This is a genomic window from Streptomyces rapamycinicus NRRL 5491 (assembly GCF_024298965.1).
Taxonomy (GTDB): domain Bacteria; phylum Actinomycetota; class Actinomycetes; order Streptomycetales; family Streptomycetaceae; genus Streptomyces; species Streptomyces rapamycinicus.
In genome coordinates, this window is record NZ_CP085193.1 from 9,733,460 (window position 1) to 9,756,215 (window position 22,756).

Genomic DNA, 22,756 nt, shown 5'->3' on the forward strand with positions numbered 1-22,756 from the left:
GAGGTGCGCGTCCGCGGGCGGACGCACACCTCCCTCGTCCTGTTCCCGGCACAACCCGTAGGCGGGGCGGCTCGCGCCGTGCGGCGCGGGGCCTGGGCCTGGCCTTGCTGCCCCTACGCCGACGATTGAGCGCTGTCGGAGGCGAGCAGCCACGCCACGAGGGTGCGCCAACGATCGGGCTGGTCGGTGTCGCGCGGCCCGACCAGATAGACCTCCTCGACGAGGTCAGCAGAGCGCAGGCCGTTTCGGGCGGCAAAGGTGCCAACGGCGGCGTAGGTGAGGTCGAGGTCGTCGTGCGGACCGCAGTGGGTGGCGACGACGGCTGTCCGCTGAGGCAGGTGGAGCTCCCGTACGGCATCAGACGCTCCTGGCGGCAGGGGCGGCTCGGCCGGGAGATAGACGGTGGCACGGCCCTGGCCCTCGGTGAAGATCGTGTGTTCGTAGCGGCCGCCGGGCGGGAGCCCGCTCATGACCGCGAGCCTGCACCCTCCCGCTGGGAGAGACTCAAGCGGCTGACCGGACTCAGGCTCTGACATAACCCGGCGGCCAGGCCGAGACCGTCAGTCGGGTCCGGAAGTCGGCTGTTGGCCTGGGCGAGCGATCCATCCGTGCCACGTGCCGGCGAGGACGATGTCAGTGAGCCTGCGGTAGCCCGCGCCGCTTGGGTGGGCACCATCAGCGGCGTCTCGTCAGGTGGTCGGTGCGGCTGCGGTGGAGTGTGTCAATTGTCGCGGTGAAGTGCGCTATTTCTCGGCTGGGGCGGGGGCTTGGGGTAGGCGTAGCTGGAAGCATGCTCCGAGGGTCCGGGGGGTGAGGGTGAGGGTTCCTCGGTGGCGGTGGGCCAGGTCGCGGGCGATGGCGAGGCCCAGGCCGGTGCCGCCGTGGTCGCGGGAGCGGGCGTCGTCGAGCCGGACGAAGCGTTCGAAGATGCGCTCGGCGTCCTCGGGGGGCACGCCCGGTCCGTCGTCGTGCACCGTGAGGACGACCCAGGCGTCCTCGTTCCGGATGGTGATCTGGATGCGGTGTGCGGCGTGGCGGGCGGCGTTGTCGATGAGGTTGCGCAGCAGCCGTTCGTATTCGTCGGGGTTTCCGTGTGCGTGTGCGGGGGTGCTGCTGTCGCAGGTGAGCGTCAACGGTCGTTCGGTGAGGGGGTATTGCTCGGCCAGCCGGGAGGCGAGGGCTGTCAGGTCGACGGTTTCGGGGCCGGCTGTGGGGGTCGGGGTGTCGAGGCGGGCGAGGAGCAGCAGGTCTTCGGCGAGGGCCTGGAGGCGGCGGGTCTGTCGTGCGGCGGTGGTGGCCGCGGCGGGCCAGTCGGTGCGTTCCGGGTAGGCGAGCGCGACTTCCAGGCTGGCCAGCAGTGTGGTGAGGGGGCTGCGCAGTTCGTGGGCGGCGTCCGCGACGAAGCGGCGTTGCTGGGCGGCGGCGTTGTCGAGGCGTTGGAGGGTGGTGTTGATGGTGGTGGCCAGGGCGGTGATCTCGTGTCCCGTGGCGGGGACGGTGACGCGTTCGCGGGGGTCGTTCGCGGTGACCGAGGCGGTGAGGACGCGGATGGCTTCGACCGGCCGCAGCGCGATGCGGACGGCGAAGTAGGCGACGGTGGCGATCAGTACGAGGCTGACGAGCCCGGCCCGCAGCAGCAGGCGGTCGGTGGCCTTGGTGATCGCCTCGGCGATGTCCTCGCCCGCGTGCGGGAGCACCACCACGTAGACCCTCAGCCGGGCGTCGGCGCCGACGCCCAGAGCGGCGACTTTGTCACCGCTCAGTTCATCGGCCCTGACGTCGTCGTACATGACCGGGTAGGTCCCACCGTCCTTGCCGAACCGGTCCCCGGGCTTGGAGTCCTGGCGTGCCGGTATACGGATGGGGCGGGTCGTGTAGCCCCAGGCCGCCCCGTCATCCGGTGGGGCGGGCAGCTCGGCCTTCGGTGGGGCGGGCAGCACATGGCGGGTGCCGGGATCGAACTCCTCCATGCCTCCGCCGTAGGCGACAGCGGCGCGTCGGCCGGTCGCGACGATCTCGTACGGCACGGTGCTTCGGCGAGCGGGAACCGCGCCCTCCTTCAGCTGATCGACGAGAGCCAGGAGTTGTTCCTGCGCCTGCCCTTGGGCGATCTGTGTGCTCTGGCGGTAGACGTCGTGGTGGACCCACCAGCCGATGCCGACCAGGATCACAGCGGCGGCAGAGGCCGCCGCCAAGGCCGTGCGGGCTCGTACCGAACGCGGCCACCAGCGGCGTCGCGGCTCAGTCGCGTTCACGGTCGTCCACCAGCCGGTAGCCGGTACCCCGTACGGTCTGCAGGGACTGCCGGTGGAACGCGGCGTCCACCTTCTTGCGGAGGGCGCTGACGCGCGCCTCCACCAGGTTGGGATCCTCAGCTTCGTCGGGCCACGCGTGGTAGAGCAGATCCGCTTTGGAGACCGCCTGGCCCGCCCGGCGGGCCAGCAGCTCCAGCACGGCGAACTCCCTGGGTGTGAGTTCCACCCGGGTCCCGGCCCGGCGGCAGACCCGGCCGGCGACGTCCAACGAGAGGTCGCCCACGGCAAGGACGGGCGGGGCGACCGCGGCGGCTCGTCTGACCAGGGCCCGCAGCCGTGCGACGAGCACCGTGTAGGAGAAGGGTTTGGCCAGGTAGTCATCGGCCCCCGTGTCCAGGGCCTCCGCCTGATCCCAGTCCCCGTCCTTGGCGGTGAGTACCAGGATGGGGGTCGCGTTGCCCTCCCGGCGCAGCTGGGCGCAGACCTTGTAGCCGTTGAGCCCGGGCAGCATCAAGTCCAGTACGACGAGGGCGTATTCGCCGGTCCGGGCCATCCACAGTCCGTGCCGGCCGTCATGGGCGAGGTCGACGCTGTAGCCCTCGGCGGTCAGACCGGTGTGCAGGGTGTGGGCAAGGTCCACCTCGTCTTCGACCACCAGGATGCGCATGTGGTGCAGCCTCGCACAGCGCCGGGCCGCCTTCCTGATCGGCCGGTCAGGTTGGGTCAGCAGTCGGTCAACGAGGTCCGGGCACGCTGGCGGAGTCTCTTCGCCACTGCTGAAAGGCCCTGTCGCCGATGTCCGTTGATGAACGTGGCCCCGCCGAGGCCGGAACGGTTTCCCCTCCCGTAGCCGCCCGTCGGCAATCAACGAGCCCGGCCAAAGCCGTGGTCGTCATCGCGCCCCTGTCGCCGATCTACGTCCCGATTTCGGCCGCAGCCCTAGCCCTGCCGCTGTATGCGGTATGGGCAGCCTATCTGGCAACAGGTGGCGGTGATCTTGCCGCGCAATTTTCATGGGCGGATTTCGTCTCCCGACACCCCGGGTCCCCCTACAACCTGGGCTGGTACGGGGGCATCCATGTTGGCAACTACAGTGTAATCGCACCGCACTTGATGGCTTTTCTCGGCGTACGGACGGTCACCGTGGGGGCGGGAATCATCGCCTCGTGGTTCATGGGGTGTGTGTTCGTACGCAACGGAGTGAGTCGTCCGCTGTGGCCCGCCCTTCTGGCGGTCCTGTCTCTCTGGGCGAATGTCGCATCGGGCCGCTCGACTTTCGCACTGGGCGTGGCTCTGGCACTCATATCCTGTCTTGGCCTGGCAGGTTCCAGCCGACGCTTGGTCCTGGCATCGGCGTTCAGCGCCCTGGCAACTCTGGCCAGTCCCGTCGCAGGGCTGTTCCTCCTGGTTCTTGGGGCGGGGTGGCTCTTGAACCGGGATATTGGAAGAGCTGTCGCTGTTTGTGCACCGCCCGTCGCAGTGGTCGCTTTGGCAACCTCACTCTTCCCTTATAGTGGCGTAATGCCCATGGAAATGGACGACATCTGGAAGCCGGCCCTCTTTGGAATCGTTCTGACGCTGCTGGCGCCGCACAAGTGGAGGACTCTGCGTTTCAGCTCCGCGGTTTACGCGTCAGGTGTTGTCTTGGCCGGTATGATTTCTTCGCCGGTCGGTTCCAACGTAATCCGTCTCGCTGAACTATTCGGGCCTCCGGTGCTGCTCTGCGTGCTACTCGAACGAGGCGTTCAAATAGTGCCAAGGGTGGCTGTCGGGCTCTCCCTCGCTCTTTCCGTGCAGTGGGTGACGGCACACACTGTCCATGTGCTCAATATGTCGACACCTGTGCCGTCATGGGCGTCCCACACACAAGGTGTACTGAAAGCGCTCGACCGTTTGCACGCGGACCGCACGCGTGTGGAGGCAGTGCCTGCTGTCAACCATCGTGAAACCACCGTACTCGGTCCTCATGTGAATCTGGCACGAGGGTGGAATCGTCAGCTCGATGTGGAACGTGGGGGCCTTTTTTATGAAAACGAGTTCACGATCGGGAAATATCGCGCATGGCTCGACAGGTGGGCGGTGGGCTATGTCGTCTTGCCGGAGGGTGAGCCAGACTGGGCGGCAAAAGACGAAGCCAAGCTCGTCCGCAGCAGACCGAGCTGGCTGGAGCCGGTATGGCACGACTCCCAGTGGCAGATTTATCGGGTGAAAGATGCCAGGCCGATTGTCTCGGGTGCGGATGCGTCAGTCGTCAGCGGCGACGGTGCGGAAATTTCAGTACAGGTTCCCAAGCCCGGCATGGTCAGGTTGCGTATCCCCTATTCCCCCTGGCTGCGCACCAGCGCTGGTTGTATCGAGCGTGATGGTGACTGGATCCGTTTCAGGGTTTCCACGCCAGGGCTGTATGAAATCGGCAGCTCCTATGCGGTGCCTTGGCAAGGCAACTGCTGACCAGAGATACCGACCTGACGGTTCTCCCGTGTAACTGCCGCAGTCAGGGCTCACCGCACCGCCCGCTCCAGCGCCCCGCGCAGCTCCGCCGCGCTCGCGCAGCCGATCTCGGGGTGCTCCCGCAGCGCCGTGTCGATGACGTCCGCGAGGCGTCGCGGGATGGCCGGGTCGCGGCGGCGGATCGGGATCGCCGGCTCCTGCAGGACGACCTGCCAGGGGTCCTTGGAGCGCGGGAACTCGCGCGGGGTCCTTCCGGTCAGCGTGTGGTAGACGCAGGCGGCAAATGCCCAGACGTCCGCGGCGGGGGTGGCCCTGCGGAAGTCGATGACCTGTTGGCGCGGCATGAACATCGGTTTGCCCGCTGTGGTGCCGGTGCGTGTCAGCCCGCTCAGGCCCGCCTGGTCAAAGGCTTTTCCGATGCCGAAGTCCGCGATCTTCGCCGTCGTAGAGCCGTCGGTCTCCCTGTGCAGCAGGATGTTGGAGGGGCTCAGGTCGCGGTGGACGACGCCCTGCCCGTGTGCGTGTTCCAGGCCCTTGAGCGCCTGTACCGCGATGGGCACCGCTTCCTCGGCCGGGAGTCGCCCGCCGCGTTCGGCGACGAGCCGGTCCAGGCTGCCGCCGGTGCAGAACTCGGTTGTCAGATAGAAGGTTCCGTTGGCGAAGCCCGCGTCGTGCAGCGTGACGACGTGCGGATGCTTCATTGCCCGGGTGAGCGCCACCTCGCGCAGGAACCGGGCGCGCGCCGTCTCGCTCGCCGCCACCTTCGGCAGCATCACCTTCAGCGCCACCTCGACGCCGGTGGCCTCGTGCCGGGCCAGGTACACCGCGCCCATGCCGCCACGGCCGAGCTCCCGGATCACCGAGTAGCCGCGGATGGCCTTGAGGTCGGCGCGGCCGCCGTGCGCCAGCTCGAGCAGCAGCTTGAGCACGGCGTCGGGCCGGGCCTGACAGGCGGCGCACAACAACTCGCCGGGGCGGCCGTCCGCCTCGTCGTCCAGCTCGCGCTCGCACTTGGCGCAGCGCGCGAGCCTCAGCGTGGCGACCTGCGGCCGCGTGATGTCGACGCGGAACACGGTGTCACCGAGGCGGATCCGGTCGCCGTCCTTCAGGTCGTGCTCGGGGTAGGAATCCGCGACGGCCTCCTCGGGGGTGAGGCCGCGGCGCCGCTGGCCGATCTTCTCGCCGTTGACGTACGTGCCGTTGAGGCTGCCGAAGTCGCGGATGCGGATGTCCGGCGGGTTGATGTCGAGCAGGCAGTGGTGGCGGGAGACGGTCTTGTGGTCGGAGTCGTCGGGTAGTCGTGGCGAACAGTCGGTGGAACGGCCGAGGACGCAGGTGGTGCGCTCCTCGAAGACGTACGCGCCGGGCTTGACCCGGCCCTCGACGAGAGTGAGCGTGATGGTGGCCGAGGGCGTCACGGAGGATCGTCTCCTTGTGGGTGAGGGGAGGGCTCCGGGAAAGGAGACAGACGGTGAACGTGAGCGTGCCGTCCGCGGCGTTCGGACAGTACGCGTCCCGCTCCGCTCAGTCGGCCACCAGCTCCCAGTCGAGGTCCCAGAGCCGGATGCCGTCGTCTCCCGCCGAGACCAAGTTGCGCAGGTCGGGGGTGAGTTCGAGGTGCCGGATGCGTTGTTGGTGCCCTTCGAGCACGTGCAGGCATCGGCCGGTGGCGACCTCCCACATCCGTACGGATCTGTCGTGGCCGGCCGAGAAGGCGAACCGGGCGTCGGGTGTGAACCGTACGGCGGAGACCCAGCCCTCGTGCCCCGCGAACTCGCGTATGGACCGCCCGGCACCGGCGTCCCACAGCCGGATCGGTTCGTCCTCGGCGCCCGAAGACATGACCTGGTGTGTGGACATGGCGAGGCGGCCGTCGGCGCTCAGGCAGGCCGACAGGATCGGTTCCCGGGGGCCGGTCCAGGTCCGCAGGCAGGCGCCGGTGTCGAGATCCCGCAGCCGGACCACGCCATTGGAGTCGCCGACCGCCGCGAGCCTTCCGTCCGCGGACGTGGAGATCACGTTGACCGGGCCGTTCCCGGTGATCGTCGTGACGCAGCGGTCGTCGTCCAGGTCCCATCGGCGCAGCACACCGTCGCCGCCGCCGAGCCAGGCGTACCTTCCGTCGCCCGTGAACATGATGGTCCGCCTCATGTCCCAGTCCGGAGTCAGCCGACGGCACTCGCTGTCCGCCAGTCGCCGCCGAATGATCGCGAGTGGTTTGGTGCCCTCGCACAGGACGTTCCGGCCGTCGTCGCTCAACGCCACCCCGCCCACCCTGCCCTGGTGATCGTCGAGGACACGCGTGCACGCGCCGCTGTCCAGATCCCAGATCCGTACGGTGCCGTCGCTCTGCCCGCTGACGGCGAGCCGGACACCCGCGGCGACACCGATCGCCGTGATGGCTCCGTAGGAGAGGTGGCCGGCGTCCAGTGGCCGCGACCAGGCGGAGCGCAGCCGTACGTGGCGCGCCGAGCGGCCCAGTTCATGCCAGGCGGCCAGGACCTGGGGCGCGCGCTCGTATCCCGGTATCTCCCGTGCGCGGGTCAGCAGGGCGAAGGCTGACCGGTGCCGGCCGTTCGACATCGCCTGGCGTGCGTCGGCGAGCAGTTCCTCGGCCAGTCCGCCGAGCCGGCTGACCTCCGCGTACTCGCGCGGCTTGATCACGTGCGGCTCGGCGGCGTACGCGGTATCGGGCAACCGCCAGCGGTGCATGGGCAGTTCGGGATGCCCGCCGACGGAAGCGCCGAACCGGTCGTCGCTGTCGGGGAATCCGACGTGGTGCATCCCGTACGCGTCGGCGGTGAAGGTCCGCAGACACCGGCCGCGCTCAAGCTCCCAGATCTGAACGGTGTGGTCGCCGGTCGTTCCGGACAGCAGCAGCCGCCCACCGTCGCCGAAGGCCAGGTGACTGGCCGCGGCGGTCAGTCCCGCCAACGCACGCATCGTACGGACCTGCCGGCCGTCCCCCACATCCCACAACCGGATCACCCGGTCCTCGCCGGCCACCGCGACCATCCGTCCGTCGGGACTGAAGCACAGCGCATGCGTCGGCGAGCCGGCGGCCAGCACCCGGCACCGGCCATCGGCCACGCTCCACAGCCGCGCCCCGTCCTCCTCGGCGGTGAGCACATGGCGCCCGTCGGCGCTCACCTCGTACTGCGAGCCGTCCAGGTAGTTGCCCTTGAACGCTTCCCCGAGCGACCACCGGCAGGTCCCGGTCCGCGGTTCCCAGACCTGGACGTGCCCGTCCGCGCCCTGCCACACACCGATGCGACCGTCGGCGCTCAACCTGACCGGGCACCCCGTGGCGCGTGCGGCGGAGCGGATGACGCGGGTGCGCTTGCCCGCCCTGAGATCCCAGAACTGCACCGTGCCGTCGCGGCTCGTGGACAGTGCGTACGAGCCGTCGGGGGTGAGGTCGGCGCCGAGCACCTGCGTGCGGTGGCCCTTGACCGCCAGCCGCTGTGCGCGGGTCGCCGTGTCCCACAGCCGGAGCACGCCGTCCCAGTGGCCGCTCAGCGCGAGGCGTCCGTCGGGAGCGAACCGGATCGGCAGGTAGCCCATCACCTCGTGCCGGGCGAGCAGTTTCACCGGAGCGAACGGCAGCGCGAACGGCTCGCGGAATTCGCGGGTGCCGGTGTGGCGGGCATCGGCCACCGTTCCGGATGCCGCCACCCGCAGCGCCGCCCGTACGTCGGTGTCGTCGGGCCGTTCGCGCGCGAGGGCGTCGAGCAGGTCGCGTGCCGCCGCGAGGTCGCCGCGCTCGAGGTGGACCCGGGCCAGAAACAGCCGCACCTGCCAGGAGGACGCGCCGGAGCCGCGCGGGATCGCCTCCAACCGGGCGACGAGCTCACCATCGGTGATCGCCCCCGTACGCCACTGGAACAGGCCACCGTTGTACACGGCCCCGACGTGGTGCGGGTCGACCGCGAGCGCCTGGCCGAAGGCCTGCTCGGCGTCGGCGGCCCGGTCCAGGTCGAGGAGCGACAGGCCGCGGTTGTTGAGCTCGTCGGCGCGCAGATCGGCGGCCTGCGACGTGGGACGCGGATACGCCGAGCCGGTCACCTGCTCGTAGATCCCGGCCAGGACATCCGCGATGTCCGCCATCGAGGCCGGCCGGTGGGCCGGGTGCTGCCGCAGGCAGCGCCGGAGCAGGTGGGCGGCTTCCGGCGGCGCCGCGACCGGATTCGAGGGGTCGGCCAGGTATTCCTCCAGGGCGAGACCCGCGACCGAGCCGGCCGCCCAATGCACACCGCCGGTGAACATCTCCAGGACCGAGACCGCGAAACTGTAGACATCGCTGCGCCGCCCGACGGGCTCGCCCGCGAGCTGCTCCGGGGACGCGTAGCCGACCGTCATGCCGCCGGTCGGCACCAACACGCTGGCACCCGGCGCCACTTGGAGGTCAGTCGGGGCCGTGGCGGCCTTGGACCGGGCGAGACCGAAGTCGGTGATCTTCGCGGCGCCCGTGCCGTCGAGCAGAATGTTGGCCGGCTTCACGTCCTGGTGCACCAGGTCTCTGCCATGGGCGTGCTCGAGCCCACGGGCCGCTTGGACCGCCGTGTCGAGAACACGGGCGAGGGCCTGCCGCGAATCCCCGGCGTGGAGCCGCCCGTCGCCGATCCACTCGGCCAGGCTGCCGCCGTCGACGTACTCGGCGAACACGCGGGGGACACCGTCGATCACCCGCACGTAATGGCAGGCGCACACGTTCGGATGGAGCCCGAGGGACACCCATGTCTCGGCCTCCCTGACGAACAGCTCCTGATCGCCGGGGCCCCGGAACAGCTCGGGCCGCGAACTCTTCACCGCCATGTCGATGCCCCAGGCGAGATGCCGTACCCGGTGCACGACGCCCATCCCGCCCCGGCCGAGCTCGCCGATCACCCGGTACCGGCCGTCGACGGTCTCGCCGGTCACCCAAATGGCCGACGACGTAGGTGCGTTCACTGCGATTCCTCATCGTGATTGCGGCAGCAGCCGCCGTCCTGGAAGGCCCGGACGCAGAAGGCCCCGTTGCCAGATCTCGACGAGGGTCAGTATGTGACGTCGTCGATCCCGGTGTCGATGTCTCAGGCTCACCGCGGGGGTGCGGGAGCACGCGGGGGTGCGGGAGCGCGCCGTTCAGTCCGTCGCCGACGGCCGAGGCCGCGGTGGGTCCGGCCCGTCCCGACGCCCTAGTCGCGTGTGATGTCCGAGTTCTGGATCAGAGCGCGGAATCCGGTCAACAACGCGTTGAGGCCGACTTCGAACTCGTCGTCGCTGCTGACCTCCGCGAGGGCGTCGGCGTGCTGGACGAGCAGGGGGAAGGCCGCGGCGTCCCGGGAGCGGTACAGCAGGCGTCGGTGACGGCTCTCTTCGGGATCCGACATGTCCAGGCCGAGGTTGAGGTGCACCGAGCCGAGGACGAAGGTGGCCAGCGACGATGCGGCGGCGGACGCGAGCCGGGGGCTGAGCCCGGCGCCGATGAACAGTTCGAGGGAGTACTGCACCCCGGCCAGCGAGTTGGTACCGAGCCGCTCGGTCCCGCGAAGGAGCGAGGCCACGCCGGGGTGCCGGAGCAGGTGCTCGCGGAACAGACGGGAGGACCACGCCGCCTTCTCGGCCCAGTCCGCGCCGTCGGGCGGAACCGAGCTCGCCACGGCGACTGCCCGGTCGACCAGCAGGGTCACCAGTTCCTCACGGTTGCGCACGTGGCGGTAGAGGGACGCCTGCGTGCAGCCGAGTGCTTCGGCGATGTTGCGCATCGTCAGCGCGGCCGCCCCACGCGTGTCGAGCAGGGTCATGGCCGCGTCGAGTACCGCATCGAGGGTCAGCGATCTGCGCCGCCGCTGCCGCGCGGGTTCGCTCTCCCTGGCAAGCCACCAGGCCGCCGTGCCCGGCCTCGGTTCCGCCCGCTGGTTCTTCCGCGGGTCCTCCGGCGGCGGCTCGCCTGCCGTGGCTGTCGTCATCGGTTCATGCACCGGACAAGGATAGGCGTTAGGTGAACTCCTATCACTTAACATAAGTTAACGGCGTTCGCATAACGGAGGGTCGAAGGGGTCACCATGCGCGCAGTACGCAACACCGATCAGGGCATCGTCGTGGCCGAGGCCGACGAACCGGAAGCGCCCGGGGTACGCCTCACCGTCGCCGCGACGGGCATCTGCGGGACCGATGTGAACTTCGCGACCGGTGGCGTTCAGGGCTACACCTATGGTCACGAGTTCGCCGGCACTGCCCCCGACGGCCGGTGCTACGCCGTCGAGCCCACGGTTTACTGCGGCGAGTGCGACCAATGCCGCGCCGGCCATGTCCAGCGGTGCGCCGCCCCGGAGCACGGAACGCTCGGGATCTTCCGGGACGGCGGCATGTGCGACGCTGTGACGGTCGCCGAGAACATGCTTGTCCCGCTGCCCGACGGCCTGGACGTACGCGACGCCTGCCTCGTGGAGCCGGCGTCAGTGGCCTGGCACGGTGTCCGCAGCGCGGCGCTCACGCCGGGGGAGCGGGTGGCGGTCGTCGGTGGCGGCAGCATCGGGCTGCTGGCCGCGGCCGCGACCCGGCAGCGCGGCTCCGACGTCGATATCGAGGTGCGCCACAAGCACCAGAGGATTGCGGCCGAACGCCTCGAAGTCGGCTCGGCCGAAGGCGTCTACGACGTCGTGATCGACGCCGCGGGCAGCGAGACCGGTCTTGCCCGGTGCGCCGAGCTGACCCGCCCCGGCGGTCGCGTCGTGCTGCTGGGCGTATACCAGCACACCATTCCCATCCCGGGCGTCGTCAGCCTGGTCAAGGAACTCACCTACGTCCACTCCATCGCCTACAGCCGGCACGACGGCATCCGCGACACCGAACAGGCCGCGGCGCTGCTCGCCGGCGACCCCACGATCGCGCAGACCGTGATCACCCACCGCTTCCCCCTCGACGAAGCGGCGGAAGCCTTCCGAGTGGCCGGTGACCGGGCCTCCGGAGCCATCAAGGTCGTCCTTCACCCCTGACGGCAACCTTCACCTGTCCCACTGGGAGTCGGTGAGAACCGCGAGCCCAGCACTGGTTCCGCCGCTGGTGCAGGTCACGGAAGCCGTTATCTGCTCAGGATGTACATTTACGGCTCCAGGCGGGGATCGTAAAGGACGGAGCAGGGGCCGGGATGGCGCACGCGACGACAGAAGCTGTGAGCTCCCGCGCTCAAGGAACCCGAGCTCGCCACGCCTATGGTTTCGTCGTCTCGGCCGTGACTTTGGTGGTCTTGATGGCAGCGGTGGCCGCGCCGTCACCGGTTTACCCGCTCTACCAAGAGCGATGGTCTCTGGGCCCGGGCGTGCTGAGCCTGATGTTCGCGATCTACGTCGTGGGCCTGTTGACCGTCCTCATCACCGCGGGCTCGTTGTCGGACCATGTTGGCCGCAGGCCGGTGATTCTCTCCGCAGTCGCCCTCTCGCTGGTGGCCCTTGTCATCCTCGCCCTCGCCCATGGCGCCGGTGCGGTGCTGGTGGCCAGGGTCGTCCAAGGGGCGGCGGTGGCGTTCGGAGTCGCCGGGCTCGGCGCCGCCCTGCTGGACTTCGCCCCGCCCCGTGGTGGCCGGTTCGCCGCCACGCTGAACGGCGCGCTGCCGCCGGCCGGCCTGACGTTGGGGACACTGCTGGGCAGCGTGTTCGTACAGTTCGAGCCGAATCCGACTCGGCTCGTCTTCATGGTGCTGTCCGTCGCGGTCGTGCTGCTCGGCGCCATGGCCTTCTTCCTCCCGGAAGTCCGCCCGCGCCGCCGCGGCGCTCTGGCCTCCCTGCGCCCCACCTTCAGTCTCCCGACTCAGGTGCGCCCGGTGTTCTTCGCCGTGCTCGGCTGCATGCTCGCGTCCTGGGCGCTCGCCGGCCTCTACCTCGGCATGGGCGCGACCCTCATACGTAGCATCTTCGACGCCCCGCAAGCTGTCGTCGGTGGCCTCGCGATCGCCTGCGTGACCGGAGTCGGCGCCCTCACCGGCATTGCCGGGCAGCGCCTGGACGCCCGGAAGATGATGATCGCCAGCGCCGTCGCACTCGTCATCGGGCCTGTACTCATCGTCGCCGCCGTCCAGACGGGGCAGCTCTGGCTCACGTTTCTGGGCAACGTCATCGGCGGCATCGGCTTCGGGGGTGGCTTCCAGGGCGGCCTGCGGCTCATTCTCGACGAGACACCGGAAAACGACAGAGCGGGTGTGCTCTCGACCGTCTACCTGATCAGCTACCTCGCCTTTGGCGTGCCGTGCCTTCTCGCCGGACTGCTCACCTCGGTGCTTGGGCTGCGCGTCGTCGTCATCGGCTACAGCCTCTTCGTCTGCGCGCTCTCCATCATCGCCCTCGCGCTCCAGCTTGCCCGTCGAGGCACTCGCACTAGAGATTCTTTCCTCGGTGCGGAGTGAGTCATCGCGGGCGCGGCAACACCGAGCCGTTTGCGGGCGGGCTCCAGGCCGTCGTCAACGAGGCCGGGACTGGCCCACTCGACGACGAGGGAGCAGGGCCGATCGTCCAGTCTCCGCAGGGTGAGGGAGACCGGGCGGCGCTCCGGGCGGGCCGGCTCCGACAGGTCCTTCATAGGGACCTCAGCAGAGTCGCTCAGGGTGAAGGCCACCGGCGCCTCTCCCGCCAGTGCCAGGGTCACCTTGACGGCGCCTCCTGCACAGCCGACGGCCGCGATCCTGCCGTCCCAGCCCTGAATGGAACGGCCATGGAGGGTTCCCGGCAGCCAGACCGTGTGGCGGGAGGACCCCTGGGGCAGTTTCCACGACCAGATCGCTACGCCTGTGCACGAGGAGCCGACCTGGTTCACACAAAAGGAGGTGTCGACGAAGTAGCGGGGCTTGTCCCCGGATTGGTACCTCAACTCGATCTTGGTCGAGGAAACGTACATCAGAGACACCACCGCAAGGCCGAGCAGTGCGGAACCGACCTGCGACAGGCTGGCGAAGGCGGGGAGCAGAGGTCTCCACCGTTGCCACTTGGCATTCCACTCGCCGTGAACCGACCGGGACGGCTTCTCGACGATCGCGCCGCCCAACTGCCTGAGCACTCGCTCGTGCCGGAACTGGTGGACCGGGCCGATCTGGCGCAGTACGCCGAGTTCGCGGGCGTCGTCGAGGAAGGGCGGCAGTCGCCATGGCAGCCGACGGGTGAGCCAGAACCACGAGCGCGACAGCTGGTATGACCCCCAGGCCGAACCGAGCAGGGTGGCCGTACCCGAAGCGGCACCGACGATCGTGCCGTAATACCAGGCGGTCTGTCCCTCCGCCTTGACCACTCCCATCAGCCACGACGCAGCGGAGAGCGCCGTGATACCGCCGACCGCCAGAGCTGACGCAACGGCGATGAGCGCGTACCGGTGCAAGAGGGCCTTCGGCCCATGCTCGGCGGCCTTGGGCACATACACCTGCTTCAGGTCGTATCGGACCGCGGCATGAGCGACCCACCCCCCGAGTCCGGCGAACAGTCCGGTCATCACTCCCAACATCGGACCGAACAGCATGTGCAGAAACCAGCCCCACACCGAGCCGAACGCCAGGCCGACCAACGGCCCCGTCAGCCGGGCATTGATCTGCCACCAGGCGAAGTCGACCGTTCCGTCCCGTCGCATCTGGCGGGCCATCAGCGTCAGATAGCGCTTGGCCGGCGCCTCCCTGTAGCGGGTGGGCGGATCCTCCGCGTAAACGGCGGGGAGATACCGGTTCAGCAAGGTGTCCTCGATGTCCTCCTTCGAGTGCGTCTTCGACACCAGCTCTCCGGGCTCGGTGAGGTGCGCCCGATACGCCGTCTTGGCCAGGTACAACATCAGGGGTGAGGCCATCGTCCGGGCCAGCCTCGACCCCGGCTCCTCCCGCATGGCGTCGAAGACCACATTCCAGCGGTCGTCACCGGACAGCTTCGACCGTGTCAGGTAGGCGATCGCCGCCTTCGCCTCCACGGCTTCGAGCTCTACGACCGCCGCTCTGGTGAGATGGGACCCGGCCCCGCACGCTGTTTCGTACTCGTCGCCGCGGCAGGTGACCAGCAGCCAGCAGCCGTCCCGGATCACCTTGTCAATCGCCTCGATCGCCCGGCCGCGCAGCCGCTCCGGCAACTCGTCCAAACCGTCGAGCACCGGCATCACCATGCCCTCGTCGAACAGGCCGGCCGCCGCATCCACCCCGAACCTCCACCGGCCGGCGAGGCCTGGGCTGCTCTGCCTGATCTGCCGGAGAATCCATTCCCGCATGGAGATCGCCGGACGCCATGACGACAGCGACATCAGCACCGGGACCGGGTCACCGGGCCGGGGTTCTCTGGTCATCTCATGAACGAGCTGTATCGCCACGACGCTCTTGCCGGTACCCGGTGCTCCCAGGACCACGAGTTGGCGCAGGGGCAGCTGTCGACAGGTATCCGGTACCTGGGTCACCGTCCCCATCAGTTCCTCCGGGGCGACGCCCAGCACGTCCCGCGACGGCTGGACGGGTCTGCCGCTGCCCTTCCAGGCGATTTCGATCAAGGTCGGTCGCTGCAGTTCGAGACGGGCCACGGCATGCCGCGCCCTGGACAGGACGTCCTTCCGTAACCGGTCCGCCGCGCGGTCCAAATCCGTGGCGGTCGGGTTGTCGTCGGTGATCACGGTCCGGTTCCGCCGCGGACCCGGCTCGTCCGGCGGGGAGGCGGAAGGAGGGCTGGTGGTGGTGTCCGATCGAGGCGGCAAGGGAAGATGGCGAATGACCGACAGAGCAGCCGCAGCGGCGTACGCGGCGGCGCGAGGCTGATGTGAGGCGTCGTCGGCGGCGTACTTGGTGCCGTCGGCCCTGTCGCTGATGCCGCGGACGGTGAGGGTCTGCAGTCTGCCGATCTGTGCGGCGTGCGCCATCCCGGCGCTTTCCATCTCGATCGCCACGGCGTCGTTGTAGTGCGTGTGCAACTGGCCACGCAGCGGCGCGGTGGCGGAGTTGAGGACCACGTCTCCGGCTGCGATCGGTTTGAACCACACCCGCGGCCCCGGCGCCCCGGTCGCGTTCAGTCGCTGGTGCCAGGCTGGGCCCCGCAGGGCGTGTCGGGCGGTCTGTAGCAGCGCGTGAGAGCCTGCCCAGCCCTCGGGCCGCGCAAGGAACCCCTCCTCGGCCTCCTTGCCACCGTGGGCGGCGTAGACGCGGGTGGCGATTACGACGTCACCCAATGCCAGATCGTCTTTGAGACCGCCGGCGACGCCGACGAACAGCAGCGCCTCAGGATCGAACGTCTGCCTCGCCTGCTCGGTGACGACCGCGGCCGAGCGATTGCCCTCCCCGACCTCCGCCAGCGCCACCCGCCACGCTGTCCCAGCCACGCGGCCGACCTCGAACACCGTGCCCGTCCCATGACGGACCAGCTCAGAATCGCGGAGGTACTTCTGCACCGCCAGGTACTCCAAACCCAGCGCCGTCAACACCACCACCGTGCCGCTCAAGCTCATCGCCCCCGTGAAAGCTTCCAGAGCCGTACGGTCACCTTCCCCTGGCCGCACAGCACCAACCTGATGTCGCGAATTCTCGAGGACGTGGGCTGCCGGCTGGGAGACCGGGCATGCGGGGTGGTGACCACGGTTAGCGTTCAGGAAGCTCAGGTTCCTGGCCCGTCGTCTCCCGTCTGCTCGTCACCCGCCGGTGGTGCGGCTTCCCAGTGCATGCGGATCACCGCGTAGGTCTCGCCGTCGCTCGGCGGCCGCGTCCAGGAGCGGGTGGTGAATGTGTGCAGCCGCCCGTTCGTGATGGCTTGACGCGGCAGAGCCGCACCGAACTCCTCGGTCAGCGCTTCCAACAGGGATCGTTCCACCTCGGCGCTGTCCTCCAGGTCACCGAAGAACCTGCTCGGGTCCAGTGCTTGCGGTATCTCCCCGCTTGACCGGACCTCTCCGTCGGCGTACGTGAACGCGTACTCCTGGATGCCGTCCCGCGCCACCGAAAGGTGGAAGAACGGCTCCCCGTGCCATGCTCTCAGGCCGCTCCACACCACCACCGCGCGAGTGCCCGCGCCGGCGGCCGCGGCCGGGGAGACGAACCGCCGCCGGTCGAACGGGGCGGGATCGCCGTCGAAGGCGAAGCTCCAGCCGTCGCCGGCCCGGCCGACGGCCATGAGAGCCCTGTCGTCGTAGGACGAGAACTCCCTCTGGTCGTGCTGCGATTTGTGGCGCGCCTCCCAGAACGTCATGGGTTCGGTCAGCACGGTGCCGTCCCCGTCCCCGTCCGCGAGGCGGCCGGGCAGCTCCTCCGGCTCCACGCCTTCCACCAGGACGAACCGGTAGGACGTGCGGTTGTTGCCCGGGTCCGGCTCCGCGAGCCACGCCAGGCCGCCCGTGTCGAGCCCGGCCGCCGGAGTCGGTCTCTCGCCGGTCTGCCCGCCCCTTGGGGCGGACAGCAGCTCGCGGCCCCGCTCCGGAGTCAGCAGCGGCCCGAGTACCGGGTCCGCCACCCACCCCAGCGGCGCCAGGAGGTCCGGTCCCAGCGGCTCCCACAGGGGCAGAGCATTGATCAGTGTCCGCCATGCCGCGTCGGTGTCCCCCCACCGCGCCAGCTCCCGCGCCCGCTCGACCGCCTCCCCGAACGGCCCGGCCGCGGTGTACCGGTACGTGCCCTTCCGCACCTGATCCAGCGTCGCGTAGGCCAGTGACACCAGGTCGTCGTCGGCACCCCGCAGATGGAACGTCAGCGTGGAGTCGTCCCGGTAGGAGTGCGCCGCGTGCTCGGCGACCAGCGGTGGCAGCAGCTCGGGAGCGTAACTCCGGTCGGTCACCAATCCGTCGAAGTACACCATGGAGGTCTGTCCGAGCAGGCGGCGTATCTGGTCGCCCAGCCCGGCGGCCCGAGGTCTGCCGTACTCCTTGGCCTCCTCCAGCGCCGTCGCGGCCCGTTCCCATCCGCCGCGCAGCGCCTCCAGCCGGGCCTCCTCCACCTGGGCGTCCAGCTTTCGCGTCGTGTCGTTGGCGAACACCGGCTCCCCGTCGCCTGGTTGCGCCCGCAGGCTGTGGAACTCCCGGTACATGTCCCGCATGAACGCGCGGAAGTTCGCGTGCCGCTCGGGTGGCGCGGCCCGCCAGCTCGACCACGTGTACACGGCCCACTCACCGTCCTCGTCCACGTCCCCGGGATCCATGAGGACGTGGGTGACGTCGGACTCCACGTCGAGCTGCAACCCGCGCCGCCAGAGGTCCGACTCCCTCCGCTCCTCGGCCCCGGCATCCTCGTCCAGGTAGTCCTCGAACATGTCCGCCAGGCCCGACTCGTTGTTGTGCCAGCGCGCGTCCTCGGTCCCCGCCAGCAGCCACACGAACTCGCCCGCATGCCGCCACCCGTCGCTGATCTTGAGGAACTCCCGGTACGACGGGGGCATCCGGCGGCCGAGGCGCTCTTCCATGGCTGCGATCCGCCCCTCGGACGCGGGCGGGAACCCCAGCCACCGCGACTGCCGGGCGGCCTCGTCGTCCTCGCTCAGCGTCTCGCCGTCCGGCAGGGAATCCGCCCACTCCCCGCCCCACTTGAGCAGGAAGGACCGCCAGTCGAATGCCGTGGTGTCCGTCATGCGCCCGATGCTGCCACCTGCCACTGACAGCGCTCCGCTGCCCGCTGTGGTCAACGCCTCGTCGGTCTGTCCGTCGCGGCTGCGGGCGATGACGCTGACGGCGTTTTCCTCTTCTCGATCCGAGGTGGTCGAGGAATCCGTGCGGGGTCTCGATCTCACTGGCGCTCAGTCTTGCCAGGCCCACCACGACCTGGCACGAAAACTTGCGGTAATGGCAAGGTGGGCCTCATGGATCTCAATACGGACGACGACGTGCTCGACGCGGTGGGGCCGCGGCTTCGTGCGCTGCGTCGTGACCGCGGCATCACCCTCGCCGACCTCGCGGCGAAGACCGGCGTGTCGGAGAGCACCCTGTCCCGGCTGGAGAGCGGGCAGCGGCGGCCGACCCTGGAACTCCTGCTCCCGCTGGCCCGAATCCATGACGTTCCGCTGGACGACCTCGTCGGTGCCCCGCGCACCGGCGACCCCCGGATCCACCTCAAGCCGATCAGGCGGTTCGGCATGACGTTCGTGCCCCTGTCCCGGCGGCCGGGCGGTGTGCACGCGTTCAAGATGATCATCCCCGCCCAGCCGGAACCACTCGAACCGACCCCGCAGACCCACGAAGGCTTCGAATGGCTCTACGTGCTCAGCGGACGCCTGCGACTCGTGATCGGCGAGCGCGACCTGACGCTGCCACCCGGTGAGGCGGCCGAGTTCGACACGTCCCTGCCCCACTGGCTGGGCAGCGCCGACGGCGGCGTGGTGGAGCTGCTCATCCTGTTCGGCCTGCAAGGGATACGCGCGCATGTACGCACCGACCCTCATCGGCCTTCCCGGGACGCGAGCCGACGGTGAACCAGGGCTGTTCCCGGCGGGCGTACGCGCTCCGGGAACAGCGAAGAGGGCCGGGGGCTGGTGCGGCCTCCGGCCGGGTTTCACATATGGACTACGGGTGCCGCGCCGGGGTCCTGGGCGGGTGCACCGCGCCGGTACAGCAGCACGCTGATGATCAGGCCCGGCAGCCGTACACCGTGTGATGGGGCACCGTCCGAACGTACTCCGCGGGGGGCATGGGCATGGTGTGACCGGGCCGTCCCGGACGGTGGTCGAACTCGAAGGCGAGGGCCCCGAGAGCTTCCTTGTCCGGCGGGTAGATGCGGCGGAGGTTGGCGAGTTGCTCCTCGCGCGTGGAGTCGGGATCGATGCGTGCCGGATCCTCCGCGTCGAGAAGCTCCTCGAATGAGCCGTACGGGGTGATTCGCCTCGCGACGATGTCGAGTTCCCGCCCGCTGTCCGGCTCGCGGAAGACGATCGTGTCCCCGGTTTCGACGGCCGCTTTCCCGGGGGTCCCGACGCGTACTTCGATCGTTTTGCGTCCGGACTCCACCTGGGCGTAGTAGCGCTCCCGCAGGGTGAAGTGGTGCTGCCGTGAGGCGGGCGTCGCGTCTCGGACGCCGGCGGGCGCGTATCGCGTGTGGTCGGCCGATGGCCCGGGCAGTGGTTTGGCCTCCGCCGGCTGAGGGCCGCGCAGGACCACGAAGGCCAGTCCTTCGGCGTCGTGGCGTTCGACGGTGGACCAGCCGGCCCCGAGTCGGGCAAGTTCGTCCTCGTCGAGCGCGATACCGCGCCGCTCGGCCGGAGTGTCGGCGGCGAGGGGCGTGATGACCACGATGGCGGCGCCAGGTCGCAGGCGGCTGCCGAGGGCCCGCATGGTTCGGTCGCGGTGCTTCAGGAAGGGATACACGAACCGGAGGATGATGATGTCGTAGCCGTCGGTGTGCAGAGGTGTCCAGTCGTCGAGCTCGATGTCCAGGCGCAGCCACCGCGCGGCGTTTTCGTGCTGGGCGGTCGCCTCGGCGAGGGCGTTGTCGGACCAGTCGACGGCGTCGACGTGATAGCCGAGCGAGGACAGGTGGGCCGCGAGTTCTCCGACCCCGCACCCGACGTCGAGGGCTTTGCCGTCGGCCGGGGCGGGAAAGTGGGTGGCGAGCAGCGACCGCTCACGGTCGCCGAGTTGGCGATAGCGGCGGCCATCGGCGTAGCCGGTGTTCCATTCGTCCTGTGTGACGGACACGGGGGGCACGTCCTTCCCAAGAGCGACGGGTTCACGGCAGAGCCACGGGTTCACGGCAGTGGCGCGGAGGGGTATGGCGGGACCGGGGCGTTGGCGCCGTGATGGATGGGATTTTCTCCGCGGCGGAACGGGTTGGGAAGCGGGCAGCGAGCCGCACACCGCCGGATCCGGCAGCCGGGAGCTGGTTGCGCATGGAACGTGCGAGGTCAGCCGGTTCGGTGGTCAGCCAGTCGTAGCCGATCCTGTTCCAGTAGGAGCACTGGTGTCGCGCCGAGTACACCTCGGAGTCGACGGTCCTGCTGTCGGTCCACACCGCGCCCAGGGCGTACGCCGCGCTGTACGGGCCGTCGTGGGCACCGTAGGAGTAGCGGGCGAGCACCTCGTCGGCGGGTGGACCGAATTGCCGCCTGATAGGCGTCTTTTCTCTGGTCACAGTCGTGTTAGCCGGACGTTAGCTGGACGGCGATGGTGCGGTAGTGGTGCGGTAGCGGCCCCGGTCAGTGTTGTTGTCGTACCGAGCAGACCACGACACCGACCGCTCTGGGGGGAACCCGAAATGCGCTCCAACACCACTGCCCGCATCGCCCGCCGTCGCAGCCTCCGCGTCGCCGCCGCGGTCCTGACCGCGGCTGCCGCCCTGACCCTGACGGCCTGCAACGGCTCGGACGGTGGCGACAAGAAGTCCGCGGGCCAGGCCGACACGGCCCCGGCCGGGTCGGGCGGCTCCTCGGGCTCCTCCGACGGTGCGCAGGGTTCCGACGCCAAGGCCAAGGGGGGCTCGGAGGCGGGCGCCGCGCAGGATCAGCCGGGCGGTGGGCAGGCCGCCACCGAAGGCGGCGGCAGGGCGCACGCGGGCGTCGAGCGCTGCCGCACCGAAAACCTGGAAGCCGCCTTCGCCACGGGTGAGGACGCGCTCCCCGACCGGGGCGGGGAGGGCACGACGACCGCCAGCATCGTCCTGATGAACAAGGGCTCCTACTCCTGCAAGCTCGGCGGCTTCCCCGGTGTGGACCTGACCTCGATCAACGGTGGCGAGCGCTGGTCCCTGGCCCGCTCCTCGCAGAAGTGGAGCTCGGTGGAGGTGGAGGCCGGACAGAGCACCGAGTTCACCCTCAACCTCGCCTTCACCAAGGAGGACGAGGGCTTCTACCAGCCGGCCTGGGTCGAGATCACCCCGCCCAACGAGACCAAGGCACTCAAGATCGAGTGGCCCTGGGAGACCGACACCCTCGTCGACCAGCGCAGCGCCACCCACCCCGGCACCTTCGTCAACCCCATCGGCTGACCGAAGGCCCACTGCCCCGCTGCCCTGGTGCGTGACGGCACCAGGGCAGCGGACTTTTCCGCTCCACCGCCCGCGCCCCCTTCGTGATCGCTGCCGACCCGCTGGGGCGGCGAGTGTCATCGCCCGGCCTCACGCCGGGCGAGCTCCTTGAGCTCCATGCGTGCGGCGGGTGTGCCCGACGGTCCGCACCAGTAGGGGTGTCCGGCGATCTGTTTCGACAGCTGCTGCAGGCGTCGACGGTCCGTGGTGGTGCCGGCCGTCGGGCCGGATTCGGCGAGCTGCCAGTACGTGCGGTACCAGGCGGTCTGCGCCTCCACGAGGTCGAGGGGGAACTCATGCTGGGCCATGCTTCACATTAGATCGCATGTTCGATTTTCAGGGCAACCACCATGCCGCGAGCCACGGGACTAGCGCCATCCGGTATCCACCAGGGGTTCCAACAACGCCCGCAGTAAGAGTGAATCGCTCGGCGGCGGGGGCATAGGTTGAGACGTCCACGACCTGGGAGGGGGCCCGATGAGGCGTACGGAAGCGGCCAAGCGGCTGGGGAGGTTCGTACGGGAGCACCGTACCGATGGCGCGCGACGCCTGCGGCAGGCTGGTATCTGGCTGCTGGCCGGGGCTGTGGGCACGGCCTTCGGGGTGCCGGTGGCGATCGCGTCGGTGGGCACCACCGATGGGGCCCCGGGGCTGGCGGGACTGCTGCTCGGGGTCGGCCTGGTGGGGTGGGGTCTGGGGATCTGGCGCCTGACGCAGGCGTTCCGTACCCGGGAGCAGTGCTTCGACATTCATGAGCGGGGCTTCACCCACCGGGTGGCGGGCACCGCCACCGTGATCCCCTGGGAGGACGTCGCGCGGGTGAGTACCAGCGGCGGTGACGGCCGGCCGCTCGCCGACGCCCGGGGCATGGGCTCCACGTGCGAGATCCGGCTGCACAGCGGACGCCGGATCCGCGTCGATGCCTTCACCGAGGACATCCGGGGCCTGGCGACGGTCGTTCATCGTGCGGTTCACCTCGGGCAGTTCCCCCAGGGCCGGAGACGCTGACCGGCCGCGAAGGACCGAATCCGGACCAGTGGAGTGAGCCCCGCTAATGGAGTGAGCCCCGCCCCGGCGCGCACCGAATCCGTCAGGCCCCGCCAGGGATGGTGGGGCCTGACGTGTGTCAGGGGTCGGATGG

17 protein-coding genes are annotated in these 22,756 nt (G+C 69.6%); 6 read left to right on the forward strand and 11 right to left on the reverse strand.

The window, feature by feature from the left end; all coding sequences use genetic code 11:
* Nucleotides 1–113: 113 nt before the first annotated feature.
* From LIV37_RS40895 to LIV37_RS40905, 3 genes are all read right to left on the reverse strand, one after another.
* Complete coding sequence (locus LIV37_RS40895; protein WP_020872920.1) at nt 114–470, reverse strand: GyrI-like domain-containing protein; 357 nt, start codon at nt 468–470, stop codon at nt 114–116.
* A gap of 273 nt (nt 471–743) precedes the next feature.
* The gene (locus LIV37_RS40900; RefSeq protein WP_121823909.1) at nt 744–2,255 is read right to left on the reverse strand and encodes a sensor histidine kinase; all 1,512 of its coding nucleotides are present in this window, start codon (nt 2,253–2,255) and stop codon (nt 744–746) included.
* On the reverse strand, nt 2,242–2,922 hold the full coding sequence (locus LIV37_RS40905; RefSeq protein WP_020872922.1) for a response regulator transcription factor: 681 nt from the start codon (nt 2,920–2,922) through the stop codon (nt 2,242–2,244). The genes LIV37_RS40900 and LIV37_RS40905 overlap by 14 nt, the downstream gene beginning before the upstream one ends.
* A 218-nt stretch (nt 2,923–3,140) precedes the next feature.
* On the opposite strand from LIV37_RS40905, the gene LIV37_RS40910 reads away from it, so the two are divergent.
* A complete protein-coding gene (locus LIV37_RS40910; protein ID WP_243146064.1) occupies nt 3,141–4,706 on the forward strand; it encodes a hypothetical protein in 1,566 nt (521 codons plus the stop codon).
* Between the two features lie 50 nt (nt 4,707–4,756).
* Here LIV37_RS40910 and LIV37_RS40915 read toward each other — a convergent pair whose 3' ends face one another.
* From LIV37_RS40915 to LIV37_RS40925, 3 genes are all read right to left on the reverse strand, one after another.
* On the reverse strand, nt 4,757–6,124 hold the full coding sequence (locus LIV37_RS40915; protein ID WP_020872923.1) for a protein kinase domain-containing protein: 1,368 nt from the start codon (nt 6,122–6,124) through the stop codon (nt 4,757–4,759).
* 106 nt (nt 6,125–6,230) lie between these two features.
* A complete protein-coding gene (locus LIV37_RS40920; RefSeq protein WP_121823908.1) occupies nt 6,231–9,656 on the reverse strand; it encodes a WD40 repeat domain-containing serine/threonine protein kinase in 3,426 nt (1,141 codons plus the stop codon).
* 227 nt (nt 9,657–9,883) lie between these two features.
* Nucleotides 9,884–10,669, reverse strand: coding sequence for a TetR/AcrR family transcriptional regulator (locus LIV37_RS40925; protein ID WP_243146063.1), 786 nt, complete (start codon nt 10,667–10,669; stop codon nt 9,884–9,886).
* 84 nt (nt 10,670–10,753) lie between these two features.
* On the opposite strand from LIV37_RS40925, the gene LIV37_RS40930 reads away from it, so the two are divergent.
* A complete protein-coding gene (locus tag LIV37_RS40930) occupies nt 10,754–11,686 on the forward strand; it encodes a zinc-dependent alcohol dehydrogenase (RefSeq protein WP_020872926.1) in 933 nt (310 codons plus the stop codon).
* Nucleotides 11,687–11,838: 152 nt separating this feature from the next.
* On the forward strand, nt 11,839–13,089 hold the full coding sequence (locus LIV37_RS40935) for an MFS transporter (protein ID WP_020872927.1): 1,251 nt from the start codon (nt 11,839–11,841) through the stop codon (nt 13,087–13,089).
* On the opposite strand, the gene LIV37_RS40940 is transcribed toward LIV37_RS40935, so the two are convergent.
* Both LIV37_RS40940 and LIV37_RS40945 read right to left on the reverse strand, forming a co-directional pair.
* Nucleotides 12,990–16,133, reverse strand: a complete 3,144-nt coding sequence (locus tag LIV37_RS40940) for a 5'-methylthioadenosine/S-adenosylhomocysteine nucleosidase (RefSeq protein WP_020872928.1) — start codon at nt 16,131–16,133, stop codon at nt 12,990–12,992. The genes LIV37_RS40935 and LIV37_RS40940 overlap by 100 nt on opposite strands.
* Before the next feature lie 146 nt (nt 16,134–16,279).
* Nucleotides 16,280–18,235 carry an SMI1/KNR4 family protein gene (locus tag LIV37_RS40945; protein ID WP_020872929.1) on the reverse strand — a complete coding sequence of 652 codons (1,956 nt, stop codon included), beginning with the start codon at nt 18,233–18,235 and terminating at the stop codon, nt 16,280–16,282.
* A gap of 228 nt (nt 18,236–18,463) precedes the next feature.
* On the opposite strand from LIV37_RS40945, the gene LIV37_RS40950 reads away from it, so the two are divergent.
* Nucleotides 18,464–19,072 carry a helix-turn-helix domain-containing protein gene (locus LIV37_RS40950; RefSeq protein WP_020872930.1) on the forward strand — a complete coding sequence of 203 codons (609 nt, stop codon included), beginning with the start codon at nt 18,464–18,466 and terminating at the stop codon, nt 19,070–19,072.
* 154 nt (nt 19,073–19,226) lie between these two features.
* Here the strand turns inward: LIV37_RS40950 and LIV37_RS40955 are convergent, their stop codons facing one another.
* Complete coding sequence (locus tag LIV37_RS40955) at nt 19,227–20,291, reverse strand: methyltransferase domain-containing protein (RefSeq protein WP_020872931.1); 1,065 nt, start codon at nt 20,289–20,291, stop codon at nt 19,227–19,229.
* Nucleotides 20,292–20,322: 31 nt separating this feature from the next.
* Nucleotides 20,323–20,724 carry a hypothetical protein gene (locus LIV37_RS40960; RefSeq protein ID WP_148717748.1) on the reverse strand — a complete coding sequence of 134 codons (402 nt, stop codon included), beginning with the start codon at nt 20,722–20,724 and terminating at the stop codon, nt 20,323–20,325.
* A 123-nt stretch (nt 20,725–20,847) separates the two neighbouring features.
* Between LIV37_RS40960 and LIV37_RS40965 the strand changes: the two genes are divergently transcribed.
* Nucleotides 20,848–21,576 carry a DUF4232 domain-containing protein gene (locus tag LIV37_RS40965; RefSeq protein WP_020872933.1) on the forward strand — a complete coding sequence of 243 codons (729 nt, stop codon included), beginning with the start codon at nt 20,848–20,850 and terminating at the stop codon, nt 21,574–21,576.
* A gap of 116 nt (nt 21,577–21,692) precedes the next feature.
* Here LIV37_RS40965 and LIV37_RS40970 read toward each other — a convergent pair whose 3' ends face one another.
* Complete coding sequence (locus LIV37_RS40970) at nt 21,693–21,923, reverse strand: hypothetical protein (protein WP_020872934.1); 231 nt, start codon at nt 21,921–21,923, stop codon at nt 21,693–21,695.
* Between the two features lie 169 nt (nt 21,924–22,092).
* On the opposite strand from LIV37_RS40970, the gene LIV37_RS40975 reads away from it, so the two are divergent.
* On the forward strand, nt 22,093–22,623 hold the full coding sequence (locus tag LIV37_RS40975) for a hypothetical protein (protein ID WP_020872935.1): 531 nt from the start codon (nt 22,093–22,095) through the stop codon (nt 22,621–22,623).
* Nucleotides 22,624–22,756 lie beyond the last annotated feature (133 nt).

What these genes read in the sequence shown, in the direction of transcription:
- LIV37_RS40930 (WP_020872926.1), top strand. Translation starts at nt 10,754, where the DNA reads ATGCGCGCAGTACGCAACACCGATCAGGGCATCGTCGTGGCCGAGGCC.
- LIV37_RS40935 (WP_020872927.1), top strand. Translation starts at nt 11,839, where the DNA reads ATGGCGCACGCGACGACAGAAGCTGTGAGCTCCCGCGCTCAAGGAACC.
- LIV37_RS40970 (WP_020872934.1), bottom strand. Translation starts at nt 21,923, where the DNA reads ATGGCCCAGCATGAGTTCCCCCTCGACCTCGTGGAGGCGCAGACCGCC.
- LIV37_RS40895 (WP_020872920.1), bottom strand. Translation starts at nt 470, where the DNA reads ATGAGCGGGCTCCCGCCCGGCGGCCGCTACGAACACACGATCTTCACC.
- LIV37_RS40945 (WP_020872929.1), bottom strand. Translation starts at nt 18,235, where the DNA reads ATGACGGACACCACGGCATTCGACTGGCGGTCCTTCCTGCTCAAGTGG.
- LIV37_RS40975 (WP_020872935.1), top strand. Translation starts at nt 22,093, where the DNA reads ATGAGGCGTACGGAAGCGGCCAAGCGGCTGGGGAGGTTCGTACGGGAG.
- LIV37_RS40965 (WP_020872933.1), top strand. Translation starts at nt 20,848, where the DNA reads ATGCGCTCCAACACCACTGCCCGCATCGCCCGCCGTCGCAGCCTCCGC.
- LIV37_RS40905 (WP_020872922.1), bottom strand. Translation starts at nt 2,922, where the DNA reads ATGCGCATCCTGGTGGTCGAAGACGAGGTGGACCTTGCCCACACCCTG.
- LIV37_RS40950 (WP_020872930.1), top strand. Translation starts at nt 18,464, where the DNA reads ATGGATCTCAATACGGACGACGACGTGCTCGACGCGGTGGGGCCGCGG.
- LIV37_RS40940 (WP_020872928.1), bottom strand. Translation starts at nt 16,133, where the DNA reads ATGAGCTTGAGCGGCACGGTGGTGGTGTTGACGGCGCTGGGTTTGGAG.